Origin of the sequence: Pseudoalteromonas sp. NCIMB 1079, from assembly GCF_040567695.1 — a bacterium.
GTDB lineage: Bacteria > Pseudomonadota > Gammaproteobacteria > Enterobacterales > Alteromonadaceae > Pseudoalteromonas > Pseudoalteromonas distincta.
The window spans coordinates 242,197-262,542 of the sequence record NZ_JBEWZA010000002.1; the positions used below are offsets into that span (position 1 = coordinate 242,197).

The following is a 20,346-nucleotide window of genomic DNA, read 5'->3' on the forward strand; positions in this document are numbered from 1 at the left end:
TCAGCCGGTAAGCAAAGTTCATCGCATTTTTGCTTACCGGCTAACTCTCACTTCCCTTCAACAACATCAGCACACTAAGCTCATAAGGATTTATGATGCGTATAATTAAAACCAATAAAGACAGCGCAAATAAAAATATTATTTCATTTTTTTATCTGCTGCTTATTCTGCTCAATAATGAATGTGTCTGCGCAAAATAATAACAACTCACTGAGCTATGCCCTGCAAATGGCTAACTCTGAGATGACTCGTAATCCACAGGCGTACACCATTGATTGGCGCACTGAACCGCGCTGGGACTACACCCATGGCTTAGTGTTACTGTCATTTGCCAAGCTCTACCAGCATCAATCAGAGCAACGCTATTTCAATTACATTAAAGAATATGTAGACGCGTTAGTAATGGAAGATGGCAGTATTAAAACCTACGTAATGAGTAAATATAATCTCGACATGCTCAATGCCGGCAAGTTACTGTTTTTTATGTTTGATGAAACAAAAGACCGTAAATATCGCCTTGCCCTCGATACGCTATATGCACAGTTCAAATTACAACCTCGCACAATTGATGGTGACTTTTGGCATAAAAAACGCTATACCTCGCAAATGTGGCTTGATGGTTTATATATGGCAGCGCCCTTTTATGCCGAATATATCCGCCGCTTTGGGACAGCAGATCGGTATGATGATGTTATAAAGCAGTTTCAATTAATTGAAAAACATACTTATCGCAGTGACACCGCTTTACCTGTACATGGCTGGGATGAGTCTAAACAACAGCGTTGGGCAGATAAAAAAACCGGACAATCACCTAATCATTGGTCGCGCTCTATCGGTTGGTACGCCATGGCAATGGTTGATGTATTAGATCAACTACCGAATGATTACCCTAAAAAAGTGTGGCTATCACAGCGCTTTAATACATTGATTGATAACATGCTAAAACTACGTTCTGACTCCGGTGTATGGTATCAAATTACAGATAAAGGTGAATTACACGGCAATTATTTAGAGTCATCAGGCAGTGCTATGCTCAGCTATGCGATTGCAAGAGGTGTTAATCAAGGTTACTTGTCTGATAGCTACCAAGCGATTGCAAAAAACACCTTTAATGCTGTAGTTAGCAACTTTATTAAACCACAAGCAGATAACACCTTATCAATCCAACAAGTATGTGAAGTAGCAGGACTTGGCGGAAAACCCTATCGAGATGGCAGCTTTGCTTATTACATTAGTGAAAATGTACGTGCGAACGATCCTAAAGCAGTCGGGCCTTTTATTCTTGCTAGTTTAGAAATGGAGAAATAACCGATGCTAAGCAACAAATACTATTTCTATTTAGCACTGTTGGTTGTTTGCTTAAGTGGCAGCCAATGTTATGCAAAAGAGTCGCAATTATTATCGCCAACACACACTCAAAGTCCGTGGCAAGCAGATCTAGGTAATGGCGAATATAAAAACCCAATCTTGCATGCCGATTATTCCGACCCAGATGTGGTTGCTGTTAATGGCGATTATTACATGACAGCATCTAGCTTCAACTCTGCACCTGGCTTACCTATTTTACACTCTACCGATTTAGTCAACTGGCAGTTAATTAATTATGCACTGCCAATACAGCTGCCACAAGAGCACTTTGCAAAAGTACAACATGGCAACGGCGTATGGGCGCCCACAATCCGTTTTCATGATAATAAATTTTGGATTTTTTACCCTGATCCTGATTTTGGTATTTATGTAACCACAACAGATGATCCTGCTGGAACTTGGTCAACCCCACAGCTTATTTTAGCGGGTAAAGGATTGATCGACCCGGCACCTCTATGGGACGACAATTGTAAAACCTACTTAATACATGCATGGGCAAAAAGTCGTGCTGGCTTTAATAATGTACTCACACTACGTGAAATGAAAGATGACGCGAGTTGGGTCAGTGATAAATTTACACACATTGTCGATGGTAAAAATCACCCTGGATATCGCACCATTGAAGGTCCTAAATTTTATAAACGTAACGGCTACTACTATATTTTTGCGCCTGCTGGTGGCGTAGATTTAGGCTGGCAATCGGTATTTAGATCAAAAGATATTACCGGTCCCTATGAAGCCAAAGTTGTCATGGCACAAGGTAATTCAGTGATCAACGGTCCTCATCAAGGTGCGTGGGTTCATACCCAATTTGATGAGGACTGGTTTATTCACTTTCAAAGCAAACAAGCGTATGGCCGTATCACCCATTTACAACCGATGCACTGGAAAAATGATTGGCCAATCATAGGCATAGATAAAAATGGTAATGGAACTGGCCAACCGGTTTTACAGCACACTGAGCCTCGAAGCAAAATTAGCCCACAGCCCACTAGCATAGTGAACAATGATGAATTCAACAGCCCTGAGCTAAGCTTATTATGGCAATGGAATGCAAATCCTAGTAACAGCTGGTATTCATTGACAGACAACCCCGGCTTTTTACGCTTATACTCGCAGCCAATTACGGCCCAAAATAATACTAATTTATGGTCGACGCCTTCTTTGTTACTGCAAAAGATCCCTGCAGAACAGTTTGCTTTTACAACCACATTGCAGGTTAACAAAACAGGCTCTGCTAGTTCCTCAGGACTAATATTATTTGGTGAAGACTATGCATGGCTGGGTATCAAAACATCTTCTACTGGCGAACAACAGCTAGTTTATGTGCACTGTTTTAATGCGAGAAAAGGCTGTAAAGAAAGTATCGTAGAGCAACAACCATTAACACAACCCTATCTTGAACTAAAAGTCGTTCTACAACCAGGCGCCACAGCCATTTTTAGTTATAGAACCGCTGCAAGTGCTGAGTTTCAAATTATTGGTGAACACTTCCAAGCTAAAAAAGGCCGCTGGGTAGGTGCTAAGTTAGGCTTATTTAGCCTGTCGCACACGCCTGGCGCTAGCAGCTATGCCGATTTTGACTATGCCCGTTACGACACTTTGGATTAAATGAATATGTTTAAACATCAAAAGTTGAACTTTATTGCCGTATTATTGCTATGTGTTCAGCCATGCATAGCAGCTGATTACACCGTTGAAAATACTTATAAAAAACTAATCAAACACTATCCACACATGCAGGTGCCCGCAACGACAGTTCCTGACTCTGTCATAGCTCATAAAGCACTGGTTTACAAACAAACTAAAACCAGTGCTCAGACTTTAGATATTTATCAGCAAAAGCAGCAAACGCAAACAGCGCCTTTGATCATATTGATCCACGGGGGTGGCTGGCAATCAGGCACACCCGCATTAATGACAGCACTTGCAATTGCGCTGGTAGAACGTGGTTATATTGTTGCTGCGCCCAGTTACCGCCTCAGCGAGGAAGCGCCTTATCCTGCAGCAGTTGAGGATTTAGTTGATGCGTTTTATTGGCTTCAAAATAATGCTGCTCAGTATAATATAGACAGCACTAAGATTGCTTTATCGGGTGGCTCTGCAGGTGGTCAATTAGCCGCGCTGTTAGCCTACAGCGGCGGAGTTGTTGATAGCAGCGACACTAACTCCAAGCGATTTAATGTTCAAGCGCTGATCAATATAGATGGCTTAAGTGACTTCACGTCCCCTGAAGCACTACCTTTTGAAAACAACCCAGCCAAGGCCGTCACATCAGCCAGTAAGTGGTTGGGAGGTAGGTTTGAAACTATCCCACAGCGTTGGCGAGACGCATCGCCTATTTTCTATATTGATAAAAACGCGCCTGCGACACTTTTCATTAATAGCTCAGTGCCACGCTTTCGTGCAGGTCGAGACAGCGCAATACAAAAGTTACAAGAGTTGCATATACCCAGTGAAGTTTACCAGTTCGATGATGCGCCGCATTCATTTTGGTTATTCCAGCCGTGGTTAACGCCTACGACCAGTGTTATTGATGACTTTTTAACAGCACAATTTGCTAAAACTCGTTGATCATTATACTCGTTGATCATTATTGTTGTTAAAATTAAAGCCTTGATGAGTTAATGGTTATTTTAAGTCATCAAGGCTTTCTTTGTTAGTCGCTAAGCGAATTTAAGTACTGCTGCAAAACCTGCGCTGCAGTTGCATTTTTTAATTGCGGCTGATGCTGTTTGAACCAATCATCCGCAACACCATCTTCATTAGCATCAACGATTGCGGGAGCACCTGTAAATTCCTGTTTATATGCATCCCAATTACCAATTAGCTCAAACTCATGATCAATCAAACCATTTTTATTTATCGCGACACTATCAGTGAGCTGTTGATAAACAAGCGTATCAATACTGTCATGGAAATAGCCATGTGCATTACGACTTGCACCTATATGTTGCCCTTTAATGGCATCAGTAAATGCCTGCTCAGCACTAACATAAACCATCGTTGTTTGCATAGGTGACGTAATGATTGCTTTATCACTTAACCACTGACTATTCTCATTACTGATGGTGCGTTTTGCTTTAACCGCTTTGCGATAATTTACACCTAAATAATTATGCTCAGTAAGTTGTGGATTGTTCTCAAGTACATTCCCCATAATATATGCTTGATTTTCTTTGATCTCTGGTGAGTACCAAATATCAGCAAACTGCATGATCTTACTTGCTTTACCTGGCTTATAGTAATTATTGATCAGGTTAAAACGACCATTTTCAGATCCATACACATTATTATGCCCCCAGTTAAAAATAATATTATTGATAAGCTCAACAAACTCTTCATTTTGTGGGTACGGTGATTTAAGCCGATGACCATTGATCCTTGGTGTTCTACTGGCATGATTGGCAATTATGTTATTAATAAAGCTCGCATTTGCGCCGCCCCAAATACCACCATAACCATGATCGCCTTTAGGGTGAATTGAATGGCTTAAACTATGTGAAATAATTGAATCTTGTAACGTAAAGTTACGGTTATTATAAAAGCTCGCGGTTTCATCCACTGACCAACTCAATGAGCAATGATCAATAATGACATTCTCACTGTTACGCACCGTTAATGAATCATCAGCATAACCAAATGTACCTAAGCGAAAGCGTAAGTAGCGGATAATCACATTATCTGCGGATGAAACCGTCACAGGTGCACCAACAATGGCAATCCCACCTGGCGAAGTTTGCCCTGCGATGGTTATATTACCATGTGATATTTTAAGTTCCCCTGCCAATTTGATCACACCTGATACCGCAAATACGACAGTGCGAGGATGCTTTTGCACAATTGCATAGCGAAGGCTGCCTGGTTGCGGCTTATCTAAATTATCTTCTAATGTAGTCACTCTATAAAGCGTGCCATTAATGCCCCCAGTTGCGTACTTACCAAATCCTTTTGCCGTTGGAAAAGCCAATGGTGTGTTAACTTGTGCAGCGTATAAATTAGTCGAAACAAAAACCGTCAACACAATGATGATGCTTAGTAATACGATATTGAGATAGTTTAAATTATTATTCTTCAGAACTTGCATAATGTTCCTTGGCTATTTCGTTTTTAATGCTGGTTAAAATAAAAAATTGTCAATATGTAAATTGACAGTTTCATTAATACAGTGTTAACTTCATGTTATTCCATTTTGCCACCGGTGGCAAGTTGGGATTTGAATCAACGGGAATCGCATATCTTGCACACACAATTATAAGCCTGAAAAAGGAACAAAGATGAAGAGCATGAGATTAAGCACGATCGCAGCAGCATTAATGGTAGCTATGCCACTTTATGCGCAAACAACTGATCCTGCACAGCCAAAGGTAGAAAGTGACAAACCAACAACAAGCGCCGAGAAAAAAGCAGCTAAAAAAACCGTAGAAGCTGAAGATGATATTGAAATCATTGCTGTAACAGGCGTTTATCAAGCAGATTTAAAAGCACGTGCCATGGAGCGCGATGCTAAAGCGTTTAGCTCAGTGATTGCCACGGATGACATGGGAAACTTTGTTGATCAAAATGTCGCAGAGTCATTACGCCGTATTCCTGGTGTCACTTTAGAGCGCAGTGAAGGTGAAGGAAAATACATTGCAGTACGGGGGTTAGGTCCTAAATTCGTATCGGTGAGCATGAATGGTGCAGAACTATCTGGTGCGGGTGATGAACGTAAAATTGGCCTTGATGGTATCACTAGTGATTCATTAGGAGCCATTGAAGTATTTAAAACCCTTACCCCTGATATGAATCTAAATTCGATAGGTGGCGCAGTAAACGTCAAAGCTATCTCAGCATATGACCGTGGCAAAAACACCCTAAAAATGAAGCTGCAAGATTCATACAGTGAACTCAGAGAAGAACACTCGCCAAAGTTTAGCCTTGATGGCACACAGCTATTCTTAGACGAAAAAATAGGCGTTGGTTTTGCACTTTCTTATGAAGATAGGAAAACTCAAGTAGATGAGGTACGCCATCATAGCACTCGAGAATTAAACTTTTTACAAGGTGGCATTGGCCTCAGTGAAGAGCAATTAGGTGTTGCACCAGAAATATTGATCCCCGCGCAACTCGAAAACCGCCGTGAAATTGCTGATCGAACACGTACCACCGCAACTTTAAATGTTGAGTTTAAGCCAACCGCAGACAGTTTTTATTACATACGAGGTAACTACTCTAATTACACTGATGATGACGTTGCACAAAGAGAGTTTTATAACTTTTATAATGGCGACCAAGCCGATGAAATTATTTATGTAAATGCTGATACAAAAGAGTTTGTCCTGTCTGATATCGATATTTATAACCAATTTTTCATTCAGGAAGGTGAAACGACTACAACCAATTACAGTATCGGTGGTGAAAACTATATTACCGACACTTTACGCGTAGATTATGAATATGCGTATTCAAAAACAGATGATAAATCAGTGGGGGATCGCCGAGTTCAGTTTCGTGAGCGTGAGAATATCGTTTACGGTCAAGCAACTAAAAACAATATTGTTGCACAGGTGCTAACTCCTGAAGAAGCTGCTGCCTTAGGTGGTTTTGCGTTAGCTCCAGATAATGATGTTTTTGCCGGTGAAGCCGATGGTGATATCAGCGATTTATCAAATATGGAATACGACAACTTATTTATGGAAGACAGTGTCCGCACTGATGAAGTCACCAGTATCAAGTTAAACTTACAAAAAGACTTTGATTTTGAGTACCTTAATTTCATTAAAATTGGTGGCACTTATAACGAACGCGAACACTTCCGTGATAAAGATCGCTGGAGCTATGCAATAAACCCTCTCGATTGTGGAACGGATGAAACCTGCATTACAGTCGCCAACTCAAATGTTACTGATTATAACTTTGCGGTTCCTGAGGGTGGCTTATTTACCTATCCTTTTGTTAGCAACGAAGACCTTGAGTACATAGTTGACTCAACTAAAATTACGCGCGACAGTGCCACCGGTGGCGAGGTGTCAATTGACAGCACCAAAGAAGACTATACCTTATACGAAGATACCTACGCAGCTTATATTATGACTGAGCTGCAGCTATCAGAGCAGGTCAGTGTTATTACCGGTGTACGCTATGCACATACCGAATTTTCATCAACCGGTTATATGTCATTATCAAATGATGATTGGAATTTTGGCGGTGATCACACCTTAGATATTTCGGTACCTTTACCTGAGGCATCCATTACCTACAGTGAATTTTTCCCAAGTATTCATATACGCTACGAACCAAATCCTGAAATGTTGGTTCGTACATCACTGTGGACTAGTTATACCCGCCCTTCGTTTAAGCAAGCGCGTGGTTATGCGCGTTTTGATAGTGATATTAGTTTATGTGATCCAACGACTAATGAATGCTACAACTCACCAGATGGACAAAGCGCAATTGATTTACAAGGCTATATTTTAGGGCCAGACAATGCGTTACAAGTAGGTAACCCAAATTTGGTGGCAATGACTTCGGATAACTTTGACGCTTCGTTTGGCTGGTATCCATCAAAAGAGTTATTTATGGAAGCTGCAGTATTTTACAAAAATATTGATAACTTCATCGTCGATGTCACCGGTATTCAAATGAGCATAGATGAGCTCCCGCTTACTTTACCTGTAAACCAAGTATCTGATTTTGCAATTCCTCAAGATCTTGCTCTAAATCAGGTTGATATCACCCTCAATGGTGATAAAGCCACAGTCTACGGGATTGAGCTTAGTTACAATCAGTTCTTCGAAAATGGCTTATTTTGGCAAAGTAATATGACCTTTGTAAAAAGTGAAGCCGAACTCGACGCCACTATTCGTCAAGACAAAATGCAGCTACCAGGCCAAGCAGATATCACCGGTAACATTGCTGTTGGTTGGGAAGATGAGACTTTCTCGTTACGCCTAATTAGTAATTACCGCTCAGATATCCTTGAAGAGGTTGGCTCTTGTCCAGTATCAGCTTCTGTATCAGACCCACATACCTGTAAGTCATGGGCTGATATATACCAAGACGATATCTTAACCTTTGATATGAAAGTGAAATATGATTTTACGAAAAGCCTCAGCGTGTATTTTGACGCGATTAACTTAACCGATGAAGCAGATTTACGTTATTTCAAAGGTAATGATTTATCCGGTGGTGAAATCCTCTATCAACGTGAAGATTATGGTCGTACGTTCCAGTTAGGTATGAATTATAAATTTTATTAACAGCTACTAATAATGAAAAACGTTAATTTCACACACAATTAACGCGTTAATGACGCGCTTTCATCCTTGGAGGGATGCATGAATAATACAATAAAAATACCATCGTGTTTGCTGATCACCGCGATCTTAGCAGGCTGCGGTGAAGATAGTTCTATCAATGTCAAAGAAGCCCCGTTACCACCAGTGCAAGGGGTATTTGTTGACAGCCCTGTTGCTGGTTTAACCTACAACAGCCCATCAATAAGCAATGGTGTAACAAACGCAAATGGACAATTCGATTACTTTAGAGGTGAAGCTATCGATTTCTCAATTGGTGCACTTACCTTCCCTACGGTCTCTGCCGCCAATGTATTAACTCCACTTGCTTTATTTTCGACAGATACCGTGTTTCATCCTGCTGTTATTAATAGTTTGCGTTTATTACAGTCACTAGATGTTGATGGTGATCCTAGCAATGGCATCACCATCAGCGAGCAAGCAGCACAAGCAGCCGTTATGACTTTAGCCGAAGGACAAACGATTACGGACTATTTTAGTAGCGATGAGTTTGAGGCAAACGTTAATGCGTGGCTCGCTGATGCAGGCTCAGCTAATAATACCTTAATTCCAGCTGATCAAGCGATTGTGCACTTTGTTGATTTTATTTTTAAGCAATACAACAGCACCCAACCTTTAGCATTTAATACTGCCGATTTTAGCGGAACATTGTATAACCCATTAGTACAAGGCAGTGAGGCAAGTATTGCACAGTTGATATTAACACCCGTTGATGAAGCAAACCTTAGTGGCACATTCAGCCAAGTAGTGGATGGTAGCGAAACAGTAACAGGCAATTATTCGTTTTTATTTGGTAATCGCGTACTTGCACTGACCTCAGGTGAAGGCGAATCAGCTACCACAGAGTATATAATTTCTCGTTCCCATAATACGGTTAATAATACCTATAGTGTTTGTGCCACCAGCGATCCAAGTGCATTGGCAACACTGGTGCTTACTTGTGATAGTAATGATGATGCTAAAAACAATATTTTAGTGTTCTCCGAACAACAAGCTCAAGAAGAGTTAATCAAACTCAACGATTTAGCTCAGCAAGCTGGTTTAGCCTTAATTGAAGAGTTTGATACTGACACTGAAACATTTTTCTCATCGAGCTATAAAAGCTTATCGGATGAGCAAGGCAGCGGCCCGTTATATTTTAAAAGTGGCGGTAGTGCAAAAATTGACGATGTAGCAGGCCAACTAATTCTTGAAGGCGACCGTATTACCATCGGTAATACCCTGCCCGGCAAAGAATCAACAGCGACTGATAGCTCAGGTGTGGGGATTTATAATTTAAGCGAAGGGTTTACCATTAGCTTTGATGTTGTTTCTCATAATAGTGCTGGTGGATTATCGCTTTATGTTGATAATAATACTGCCAGTCAAAGTAATTCAGTGCATGGTGGCGCTTCAAAGTTTTATGGTAAAGACATAAATGAAACCAACACCCCTGCAGGTCAACGGTTTTCATATACCTACATTCCAGGCGAAGATGTAAATACTGGGGCTGATCTTACTCATGTTGATGCCCGTGGTATTTTAAATCCTGAGATTAAAAATTCATATTTTCAAATACGCACTGATTCAGCTGCCATGATGGTCATTGACAATTTAACTATTGAAACGGTGGCGACAGATGTGCCAGATGTTGAACCGCCCGTTGTGCCACCCATTGATCCGCCTATAGAAGGTGAGATCCCAACGGTAGAATTACCAATCACCACTGACTTTACCACGCTCACTGCAGATATTTTCTCTGTTGATCATCAAAAAATTATTGATGCTAACGGCGATGAAATCCCCATGTTTAGTAAAACTGGCGGCTCAGTAACCGTTATTGACACCGGTTTAGAGCTCGATGGTGGCCGTTTCACATTAGGTAATACGACGCCAGGGATTGAAACAGCAGCAACTGATACCACCACCAGTGGAGCGCTGGATCTGTCTCGCCCTTATCAAGTGGTGATGGATATCGTAAGTGTGAGCGACCCTGAAGGGGATAATAAATTCCAAATTTATGTGGATAACAACTCATCAAGCAGTTCTAAATCAATCCATGGTAATGACTCTCGCTTTTATAATGAATTAATCAACTCGCTTACTGCTGGCCAAACTTTAACAGTCCCAGGTCAACTTGCGACTAAAAACTCATTTTTACAGTTACGTACCGAAACTGGCGGCACTGTGGTGTTCAATAACCTCAGAATTGAGTATGTTAAAGATCCATCGGTATTTAGCTGCGCAGATGCAGCTGAGCTGTATTTTTGTGATGACTTTGCCAATGGTGATTTAACTAATTGGCAAATTTTAGCCAAACCCGATAACACCGAAGCCCCAATGGGTGAGTTTGATGTACTTGATATTATGGGCAATAACGTGATGCGTTACACAGCCGGTGGTGCTGGTGGTGAGCTCATTTTAGCCACTGAAGAAGCAATGGCTAACGTGCCTGCGACGGGTAACTATTTTGTAGAGGCAAAAATTCGTCCTCGTCAAAATAGCACTACGGCCAATAAGCAAATTTTCTTAATGGCGCGCTATATAAACGCCGGTAATTGGTACGCTGGTGGCCTAAATGTGCAAAACTCATCAAGCAGCACCCAAGTAGAAGTTGCCGTGAGTAGTGAAGGCTCAATTTCGCGTCCAGTGCAAACAAAATCACCAATTTTACTCGGTGAAAAAGGGGCTACAGAAGATGGCGTTTGGTACACCACTCGCTTTGAGATGATTGATGATCAACTTACTGTATACTTAGATGGTGAGAAAATGGGCACGGCTAGTGATACCAGCTATACCGCGCGTGGTTTGATTGGGGTATTTACGAACAATCGTTCGTTTGAAATTGATGATGTAAAAGTGGGCGACCCAAGCATCAAACCAATTCAGCTAACCCTTGATTATAAAGAGCCAGCTTGGGATACCAGTACCACTATGGACCCACTTGTGATCAATGTCACAGCAATCAAAAACGACGGTATCACAGCTGATACCTACACTGTCACGTCAAGTAATGATGCAGTACTAAGTGTAAGCATCGATGCAAATACGATCACCCTTACACCGATTGCTGCAGGCGATGCAACGATCACATTTGTATCGGATTCAGACCCAAGTATTATCCGTACTATTAAAGTCTCTGTTGCAGAAGGCTTTGTTATGCCAACTGCTGACTATGGTGATTTAACAGCTAAAGTAATGCCAGCGATTGCTAGCGATAACCAATTTGTTGATACCCAATTATCGCTTACTTTTGATAACGCCCCTACCTTTGGTAGTTTAGGTGAAGTTCGTATTTATAAGCAAAACGACAACACGCTTGTTGATACCCTCAAAGTGGGTAAAAATGTCGATGTGATAGGCTACACCGGCCAGGATAAAGTCCGCTCTGTGTACTACTACCCGCTCACAATTGAAGGCAATACCTTAACCATTAAACCGCATAATAATGTGCTTGAATATGGCCATACTTATCGTGTTGTCATTGGTGATGATGTGGTATTAGGCGCACAACTCAACGGTACTGATTTTATTGGCCTCGGTGATAATAGCCAATGGACGTTCACCACTAAAGTGACAACGCCGGCAAGCAATCAACTATTGGTTGATGATGACGGTGTAGCTGACTTTAGAACCGTGCAAGGTGCACTTAACTTTGCAATGGCAAATCTTGCTAAAGATGAGCAAACCACCATTTCAGTCAAAGATGGTGTATATAATGAACTGCTATTCTTACGTAATAAAAATAACGTAACTATACAAGGGCAAAGCCAAGACAATACTATTATTCAGTACGAAAACTTCGAAACACTCAATGGTGGCTCAGGTGGCAGTGCGCCTGTAGGTTCTGGCACACCGGGTGGCGGTCGTGGTGTATTCTTAGTTGAAGGTGCGGATATGTTAGTGATCAACAACCTAACATTGAAAAACACGCATTTGCGTAACAAGGTTGATTCAAACCAAGCTGAAACAATTTACTTTAATAGTAATGGTCGTTTAGTGGCTAATAATGCCAGCTTTATTAGCGAACAAGATACCCTATTACTGAAAGGTTATAGCTGGTTCTACAACAGCTTAGTTGCTGGTAATGTTGACTTTATTTGGGGCTACCCAGTTACCGCATTATTTGAAAGCAGTGAAATACGCACTATAGGTGACTCTAAAGACAATGACCCAACGAAAGACACCTCTGGAGGCTATGTATTACAAGCACGCGTACCTGTGCAAACAGATCCTGGCTTTATCTTTTTAAACAGTAGTTTTACTCATGGCCCAGGACCAATTGGCAATGATGTGTTAGATAATTCAACCTATATTGCACGCAGTGGTGGTAGTGACACATATTTCGATAACATAACGCTTATCAATAATAAGTTTGATACCCACATTGCAACCTCAGGTTGGGCTGTGCAAGGTGTTAACAGTCAACCTGCACCAAATCCAGAAATTGCAACGGCTACCAGTGGCTGGCGCGAGTATGGCAGCATGGATTTAGCAGGTAATGCCCTTGATTTAAGTGCCCGTGTTGGCGGTTACATTATGCAAGACAGCGACGTGGTTAACTTACTTGAGCGTAATGCTATTTTTGCAAGCTTTAATGATGGCCAAGGTTGGACACCTGAACCACTAGCAATCCCAATCTTGCCAGATGAGCCAATTGCAATTACACCGGTGAATAATAGTCTGGGTTTTGCTGGTTATAATTTTAACCTAACCGGTGGCGAAGGTGGAACAGTCGTGACCGTTGATAATGGCACAGCGCTTAAATCGGCTTTAGCACAAGCAAAATCATCAGGTGTTCCAGTGACTATTTATGTCGACGGTGTCATTACTGATGCAAACAGTGGCGGCGATAATTCTTCTATCGAAATTAAAGATATGGATAATATCTCAATCATTGGTGTGGCAGATCGTGGTGAGCTAAGTGGTATCGGCATTGCTATTCGTCGTGCTAATAACATCATTATCCAAAACTTAAAAATCCATGAAGTACTTACCGGCGGTAAAGATGGTATTTCGATTGAAGGTGATGAAAATAAACCTACCGCGAATATCTGGATTGATCATAACGAACTCTATTCATCGTTAAATGTTGATCAAGATTATTATGATGGTTTAATCGATTCTAAATCGGGTGCTGAAAACATTACCATTTCATATAACTATATTCACGATAGCTGGAAAACGTCACTCCATGGTCACAGTGATGATGACTCGAGCAGCAACAAGAATCGTCATATTACCTTTCACCATAACCGCTTTGAAAACATCATATCGCGTGTTCCGTTGTTTAGATTTGGTCTAGGCCATATATTCAACAACTATTATAACAATATCACCTCTAGCGCGATTAACTCACGAATGGGCGCAGAGCTACATATTGAGAATAACTACTTTGAGCATACTAAAAATCCTGTGGTCTCTTTTTACTCAAAAGTAATTGGTTATTGGAATACCTCTGGTAACTACCTAGGTGAAGGCGTTACTTGGGGTGATGTGGCTGACGGCGATGTGGCAGCAGAGGTTACTGCTACAGGTATGACACCCACCAGCTCATACCAAGCACCTTACGAGTATAAGTTAACTCCAGTAATGGACGTTAAAGCGCATGTTATTGCCCATGCCGGTATTGGTAAAATAGATCAAAGCGATTTAGACATCCCAGACATTGCAGCGCCAAGTGAGCCACCTGTGCAACAGCCGCTTGGTTTACCATTTACTGAAAATTTTGCCGCAGCAAATGCTGACGAATTTTTTAGTAATAGCTACCGCGACCTATCAGGTTTAGCGGGTACGGGGACCCCGCTGTTTCATCGTGTAACAGGCACAATCGATGTATCCGCTGGGCAACTAACCATGACAGGTGCACGTATTAGCATTGCCAATACCACCCCTGCGGTGAATACCACCTCAGCGGATGCAAGCACAACGGGTCTACTTGATTTAAGTAACAACTATCAAGTGAGCTTTAAAGTCGCGGCTGTAGCAGGTAACACCGCAAAAAGCTTCCAAATATATGTAGATAACAATACCTCAGGTAGCGCTAATTCGATCCATGGCGGCTCTTCAAAGTTTTATTCAGTAAAACTTGAAGAGCTCGTGCCTGGTCAAACGTACACCGTCGATGGGTTGGTAGCCACAGCAACCTCATTCATCACTCTCAGAACGGAAAGTGAAGCAACTATCACATTGGATGAGATAACCATTCAGTAGTTGTAATGAGAGCAGCCAAGCGCTGCTTTAAGACAATTTGATAGTTACCAATACCCTTGCCCCGCACAGCAAGGGTATTTTTTTATCCATATCATTCCTTTCTCTTTGCGCAACAAAATCTTCAAGTTAATAATTCACAAAGAGATTAACAGGCGCTGCGGTTAAAGAGCGAGGGCATGAAGTTAACGTTATTAAATTGAGTTAGTAATTTTTCAAGTACGACTGCATAGATGCAGGATGTAGAGCAATGCAGGAGTAATTGCCAAGAACACCCTATCAAAATTTCTGCCTTGTTATCACTGTATTTATCTGTCGCTATAAATGGTCAGTAACTTAATACAATTGATATCAGCCGGGGCTTACAGCACTTAAAATGTTCTAGGTATTAAAAACGAGCGCTATGCATTTTACGCTTTAAGCAGCATATCGGCCGTTTGGTTTAACAGCGATATTTCATGCTATTTTATCAAAGGTGCTCCTCAAATTTAATTAACTCATTAATTAAATCAAAAAAGTATATTGGATTACGGATAGAAGTAAGCGCCCTACTGTCAGTTAGGCGCTTTATATGTCTGTAACAAAAAGGTTATTATGGGGGGCAATCGGTACTATTTAGCGCATCTGTTGGTAGATTCACGCTTCACTAAGTAAGGAGTGACTACGTCATCTAATTTAATTTTTTCACTTTGTGTCGATTGGCTTTTATTGATGAGTTTTTGTACCGCTAAACATGCCATATTTTGTACCGGTCTTCGAATAGTCGTTAGCGATGGAATGATCCGTGAAGCCAAAATATTATCATCAAAACCTGCTACTGATAGCTGTTCTGGTACTTTGATATTTAAATTACTGGCAACCCGTAATACCCCAGCCGCCATTTCGTCGTTGTTAGCAACAATGGCCGTTGGTCTTGGTTCAGTGCTTAACAATGTCATAGCGCACTCAATACCACTTTCGTAACTATTTTTGCCTTCAATAATACGATTTCCTGGCAGTTGCACATTACATTGTTGCAGTTCAGCTAAAAATCCAGCTAAGCGTTCGATTGAAGAACGATAAACTTGCGGTCCAGAAATAAAACCAATGTCTTTATGACCAAGTTCAACCAAGTAGCTGGCCATTTCTTTCATTGCTGCGCGTTCGTCTGAGACCACAATATTATCAGCATCATCTAAATCTACCGATGCTAAGCGCACATAAGGACAACCTGCTTCACGAATTGCTGCAGCCAACTCTTTGTTTTCAGATACTGGCGGTAAAATAATCACGCCATCAAGCTTAGAGCGAGAGATAAATGACAGGCAATCGTCGATAAATTCAGCACTTTTAGAGTAACTAGGATGAACAACCAATTCATAGCCAAGTTCAGAGCAGACGCTTAATGCACCTCGTTGCACCTGATCAATATACAATGCATCGGGGTTATCATAAATTAAACCTAATAAATAAGAACGACTTGATGCCAGCCCCCGTGCTTGTTTGTCAGGAGAAAAACCAACTTCGCTGATAATTTTAAGCACTCGCTCCCGCGTCGCTTCACCCACAGCGGGAGAACGGTTGATCACACGTGAAACTGTGCGCTTTGAAACACCGCACAGCTTAGCTACATCATTAATCGTTACTGACATAAAAGTTCCTATTTAGGATGATTGCAAAGTTTAACACTAACCGTAGATCCATAGAAGTAGTTAGTCAGCTCTTGTTATACATTGACTACTTTGATTTAAAAGAAAAATGGAGCTGTAGAGCTCCATCACAGATTTGTTTGATTAAGTTAACCTAAACGCTGACAAATAAATTATCCTAAGTTCAGGTTAGTTACTCGATTAAACCAAATAAACGCGGTAACGTTTCACTGATTGCCGGTACATATGTGACCAACATCAAGACTAAAAACATCACAGCATACAGCGGCATCATTGGCTTAATTATTTTATGTAACGATGTTTTCGCCACCGCACAACTGACAAACAGCACACTCCCAACTGGCGGAGACACCAAGCCAATTGATAAGTTTAATACAATCATAATACCAAATTGAATCGGCGACATACCAAATTGCTCAGCTACCGGTAAAAAGATCGGTGTAAAAATCAATACCGCAGGTGTCATATCAATAAACGCGCCAACCAAAATTAAAATCAGATTGATCAACAACAAGATTAAAATCGGATTATCACTGAGTGTTAAAAAGAACTCACTGACCAGCTGTGGAATATGTGTGTATGACAATAACCACGACATGCCCGATGACGCGGCAATGATCAGCATTACAATAGCCGTTGTTTCACAAGCTTTTAGTAATATAGCGGGCATTTCAGCTATATTGATTTCTTTGTAGATAAATACCGACAGTACTAAAGCATAAATAACGGCAATAGCGCCTGCTTCAGTTGCGGTAAATACACCGCCAATAATGCCGCCAATAACAATAAAAATAAGCAATAAGCTTGGCAAAGCTGCGAGTATTTTTTTCATCACAATGTTAAATGGCAGTCTTGCTGTTACAGGGTAATTGTTGCGAATAGAGTAAATAGCGCAAACAATCATCAACGCCAGCCCCACTAAAATTCCCGGTAAGTAGCCGGCAATAAATAATGCCGCAATCGACACCCCACCACTGGCGATGGCATAGATAATTAAAATATTACTCGGTGGTATTAACATGCCCGTAGTCGCTGCACTTGCGGTAACCGCTGCAGCAAAACTGGCACTGTAACCATGTTTTTTCATTTCTGGCACCATAAAACTACCAATCGCCGATGTGGCTGCAACGGCAGATCCTGATATTGCACCAAATAACATGCACGACATTACATTTACTAGTGCCAAGCCGCCGGGTAAAAAGCCTATCATCGCCATAGCACATTCAATCAGCCGTTTAGCAATGCCGCCTTGACCCATTATCAATCCAGACAAGATAAAAAATGGGATTGCCAATAATGCGAAACTATCAATGCCACCGGCCATTTGCTGGGCTATGGTCGTGGTGGCAGGCGTAAAATCAATGTGCATTAATAGCGCTGCTAATGTTGATAGCGCAATACACAAAGAAATAGGTACATTAATAAACAATAAAGCAAAAAAGCAAATAATTAAAACGATGGCTGTTAAGTCCATTACGCTTCCTCCGTGAATGTTTGCTGTGCATAATTGATCAGGTTTTCAATGCAATTAATCACAATCAACACCCCGCTTAGCGGTAAAACGACATACACATAACCCATGTTGATCTCAAGCGCCGCTGAGGTTTGCTTTAATTCAAAGCTCAACATCATCAATTGGCTGCCACCATAAACTAAAATACTTAATGCTGTGATCAGCACGCAGATTTCGATTAAAAATGAACACTTATACCTAAGTGACGGGATCATTTTTTGATAAAACAGATCAAGTCCTAAATGTGCTTTAGTGCGATACGCGTAAGATGCGCCCAATACCCCAATCCAAATCAGGATAAAACGCGCTAACTCTTCGGTGTATGAGCTCGGTGCACGTAAAATAAATCGTGAAAATACTTGCCAACAAACAACGGTTACAATTGCTACCATGGCCAAAATCAGTAATCGCTCGATGATGCGATTTAAGTGTGTGTTGAGTTGTCGCATTGTTTGCTCCTACATGCTTTTTATTTTTTTTATGTGAGCTGCAACCGCTGTATCAGCGAACGAAGCATGAAAATCAGCCACTTTATCTTGAAACGCTTGTTTGTTAGGATAAGTCACTTGTACGCCTTCTGCGATCACGGCTTTAAGCGCCTCATCAGATGCGTTTTGCCACAATGAACGTTGGTACTCAACTGAGTCGGCCATTGCTTGGGTTAACCACTGTTGTTGTTCATTGTTAAGTGAGTTCCAAACTTTTAAGCTTGCTAAAATCACATCAGGAACAAACGTATGTTCGTCCAGCGAATAATATTTAGCGATTTCGTAATGACGAGATAAGTAATAGCTTGGCGGATTATTCTCTGCGCCATCAACTACACCTTGTTGCAGTGCGGCATACAATTCGCCCCATGCAATCGGTGCTGCAGCGCCGCCTAACGCTTGTACCGTCGCCACAGCTGTAGGGCTATTTAACACGCGAATTTTTTTTCCTATTAAATCATCCGGGGTATTAATCGCGCCATTGGTGGTATAAAAGCTGCGGCTGCCTGCATCGTAATATCCCAAACCTTTAAGCCTTGCAGTGCTTACTTTATTAAGTAGCTCGGTGCCTAAGTCACTTTTAAGTACACGCCAAAAATGTTCACTATCGCGAAACAAATACGGAATGCCAAACACTTTCATCTCAGGTACAAAGCCTTCCAGCGGGCTTGCCGATACTTTAGTGATTGATAAGCTACCTATTTGCAATAGTTCAATGAGTTCACGTTCAGACCCCAACTGACCACCTGGATAGATAACAATTTCCATTGTGCCATTTGAATAAAATGCCAAACGTTCAGCCATATATTCCATTGCTTGATGCACCACATGGCGCGTGTCTAATGTATGTGCCAAAGTTAATCGCACTGTTTTTTTGTCATCAGTGCAACTAGTTAGTAAAAATAACGACAAAACTAGCATTATCTTTATGAGAAGATTTCTATTCATTATTATTTCTTCTTATCGCTATATGATCATGAAAGAGCTGATTATCTCAGCTCGCCCGGTTGATATTTATCCATATCATCATAATCGAGGTTTTCGCCTGCCATGCCCCAAATAAAACTGTAGTTTTGTGTGCCAGCACCTGAGTGAATTGACCATGGTGGCGATACCACTGCTTGCTCGTTATGTACCCAAATATGGCGAGTTTCAGTCGGCTCGCCCATAAAGTGACACACCGCTTGCTGCTCTGGCACTTCAAAATAAAAATACACTTCGTTGCGACGATCATGCTGATGAGCTGGCATGGTATTCCAGACGCTGCCTGGTTTTAATTCCGTTAGCCCCATTTGTAGTTGGCATGTTTGTACTACGGTATTGATCAGCATCTGATTAATATCGCGCTCATTGGAGGTTTCAAGCGCACCTAAATGCAATACATTGGCATCATTACGTGTCACTAACTTATTTGGATATTTGTGGTGAGCTGGTGCAGAATTAAGATAAAATTTTGCAGGATTGCCACTGTCATGACTAGTAAACAGCACCTCATTGGTATCTTTACCTAAATACAAGGCATCTTTATAGCCAAGCTGAAAATCTTCTCCATCAGCAGTCACCGTGCCGCTGCCGCCAACATTGATCACACCAAGCTCTCTACCCGTTAAAAAGTTTGCTGCTTTTAAGTTGTCTACCGTTTCTAACCTAAGCGGTGCGCTGGTTGGCACCGCACTGCCCACCATAAAACGCTCGTAGTGGGTGTATAACCAATAAATGGTGTTCTCTTGCATGAGTTTGTCGACCAAAAACTCATCTCTTAACTGTTGGGTGTCATAGCCTTTAACTTCATTTGGACCAACGGCATAACGTGACTCTATTTGTGTGTTCATAATATGCTA

Annotated in this window: 11 protein-coding genes; 5 read left to right on the plus strand and 6 right to left on the minus strand. The window is 41.3% G+C overall.

The features are described 5' to 3' along the window. The first annotated feature begins 177 nt into the window (after positions 1–177). From ABX891_RS17825 to ABX891_RS17835, 3 genes are read left to right on the plus strand one after another with little or no spacing between them, the layout of a single operon-like run. Positions 178–1,308 carry a glycoside hydrolase family 88/105 protein gene (locus tag ABX891_RS17825; RefSeq protein ID WP_354630266.1) on the plus strand — a complete coding sequence of 377 codons (1,131 nt, stop codon included), beginning with the start codon at positions 178–180 and terminating at the stop codon, positions 1,306–1,308. 3 nt (positions 1,309–1,311) lie between these two features. Then, positions 1,312–2,979 carry a glycoside hydrolase family 43 protein gene (locus tag ABX891_RS17830; RefSeq protein ID WP_354630267.1) on the plus strand — a complete coding sequence of 556 codons (1,668 nt, stop codon included), beginning with the start codon at positions 1,312–1,314 and terminating at the stop codon, positions 2,977–2,979. Positions 2,980–2,985: 6 nt separating this feature from the next. Then, entirely contained in the window at positions 2,986–3,942 is a 957-nt protein-coding gene (locus ABX891_RS17835; RefSeq protein WP_354630268.1) for an alpha/beta fold hydrolase, read from the plus strand. A gap of 85 nt (positions 3,943–4,027) precedes the next feature. On the opposite strand, the gene ABX891_RS17840 is transcribed toward ABX891_RS17835, so the two are convergent. Next, positions 4,028–5,455, minus strand: coding sequence for a pectate lyase family protein (locus ABX891_RS17840; RefSeq protein WP_309169160.1), 1,428 nt, complete (start codon positions 5,453–5,455; stop codon positions 4,028–4,030). Positions 5,456–5,645: 190 nt separating this feature from the next. Between ABX891_RS17840 and ABX891_RS17845 the strand changes: the two genes are divergently transcribed. After that, a complete protein-coding gene (locus ABX891_RS17845) occupies positions 5,646–8,609 on the plus strand; it encodes a TonB-dependent receptor (RefSeq protein ID WP_354630269.1) in 2,964 nt (987 codons plus the stop codon). 78 nt (positions 8,610–8,687) lie between these two features. After that, positions 8,688–14,858 carry a pectinesterase family protein gene (locus tag ABX891_RS17850; RefSeq protein WP_354630270.1) on the plus strand — a complete coding sequence of 2,057 codons (6,171 nt, stop codon included), beginning with the start codon at positions 8,688–8,690 and terminating at the stop codon, positions 14,856–14,858. 608 nt (positions 14,859–15,466) lie between these two features. On the opposite strand, the gene ABX891_RS17855 is transcribed toward ABX891_RS17850, so the two are convergent. The 5 genes from ABX891_RS17855 to kduI all read right to left on the minus strand — a co-directional run bounded on the left by ABX891_RS17855 (position 15,467) and on the right by kduI (position 20,337). Beyond that, positions 15,467–16,486 carry a LacI family DNA-binding transcriptional regulator gene (locus ABX891_RS17855; RefSeq protein ID WP_145239108.1) on the minus strand — a complete coding sequence of 340 codons (1,020 nt, stop codon included), beginning with the start codon at positions 16,484–16,486 and terminating at the stop codon, positions 15,467–15,469. 190 nt (positions 16,487–16,676) lie between these two features. Then, a complete protein-coding gene (locus ABX891_RS17860) occupies positions 16,677–17,978 on the minus strand; it encodes a TRAP transporter large permease (protein ID WP_165742666.1) in 1,302 nt (433 codons plus the stop codon). Further along, positions 17,978–18,466: a TRAP transporter small permease gene (locus ABX891_RS17865; RefSeq protein WP_354630271.1), complete on the minus strand. Its 489-nt coding sequence runs from the start codon at positions 18,464–18,466 to the stop codon at positions 17,978–17,980. Before ABX891_RS17865 ends, ABX891_RS17860 begins: the two co-directional genes overlap by 1 nt. A 9-nt stretch (positions 18,467–18,475) precedes the next feature. Next, a complete protein-coding gene (locus tag ABX891_RS17870) occupies positions 18,476–19,453 on the minus strand; it encodes a TRAP transporter substrate-binding protein (RefSeq protein ID WP_231619922.1) in 978 nt (325 codons plus the stop codon). Positions 19,454–19,494: 41 nt separating this feature from the next. After that, positions 19,495–20,337, minus strand: a complete 843-nt coding sequence (gene kduI, locus ABX891_RS17875; RefSeq protein WP_165742664.1) for a 5-dehydro-4-deoxy-D-glucuronate isomerase — start codon at positions 20,335–20,337, stop codon at positions 19,495–19,497. Positions 20,338–20,346 lie beyond the last annotated feature (9 nt).

Bases quoted from the DNA above. Each gene is read 5' to 3' on its own strand.
- ABX891_RS17855 (WP_145239108.1), bottom strand. From the start codon at position 16,486: ATGTCAGTAACGATTAATGATGTAGCTAAGCTGTGCGGTGTTTCAAAG.
- ABX891_RS17835 (WP_354630268.1), top strand. From the start codon at position 2,986: ATGTTTAAACATCAAAAGTTGAACTTTATTGCCGTATTATTGCTATGT.
- kduI (WP_165742664.1), bottom strand. From the start codon at position 20,337: ATGAACACACAAATAGAGTCACGTTATGCCGTTGGTCCAAATGAAGTT.
- ABX891_RS17830 (WP_354630267.1), top strand. From the start codon at position 1,312: ATGCTAAGCAACAAATACTATTTCTATTTAGCACTGTTGGTTGTTTGC.
- ABX891_RS17865 (WP_354630271.1), bottom strand. From the start codon at position 18,466: ATGCGACAACTCAACACACACTTAAATCGCATCATCGAGCGATTACTG.
- ABX891_RS17870 (WP_231619922.1), bottom strand. From the start codon at position 19,453: ATGAATAGAAATCTTCTCATAAAGATAATGCTAGTTTTGTCGTTATTT.
- ABX891_RS17840 (WP_309169160.1), bottom strand. From the start codon at position 5,455: ATGCAAGTTCTGAAGAATAATAATTTAAACTATCTCAATATCGTATTA.
- ABX891_RS17850 (WP_354630270.1), top strand. From the start codon at position 8,688: ATGAATAATACAATAAAAATACCATCGTGTTTGCTGATCACCGCGATC.
- ABX891_RS17825 (WP_354630266.1), top strand. From the start codon at position 178: ATGAATGTGTCTGCGCAAAATAATAACAACTCACTGAGCTATGCCCTG.
- ABX891_RS17860 (WP_165742666.1), bottom strand. From the start codon at position 17,978: ATGGACTTAACAGCCATCGTTTTAATTATTTGCTTTTTTGCTTTATTG.
- ABX891_RS17845 (WP_354630269.1), top strand. From the start codon at position 5,646: ATGAAGAGCATGAGATTAAGCACGATCGCAGCAGCATTAATGGTAGCT.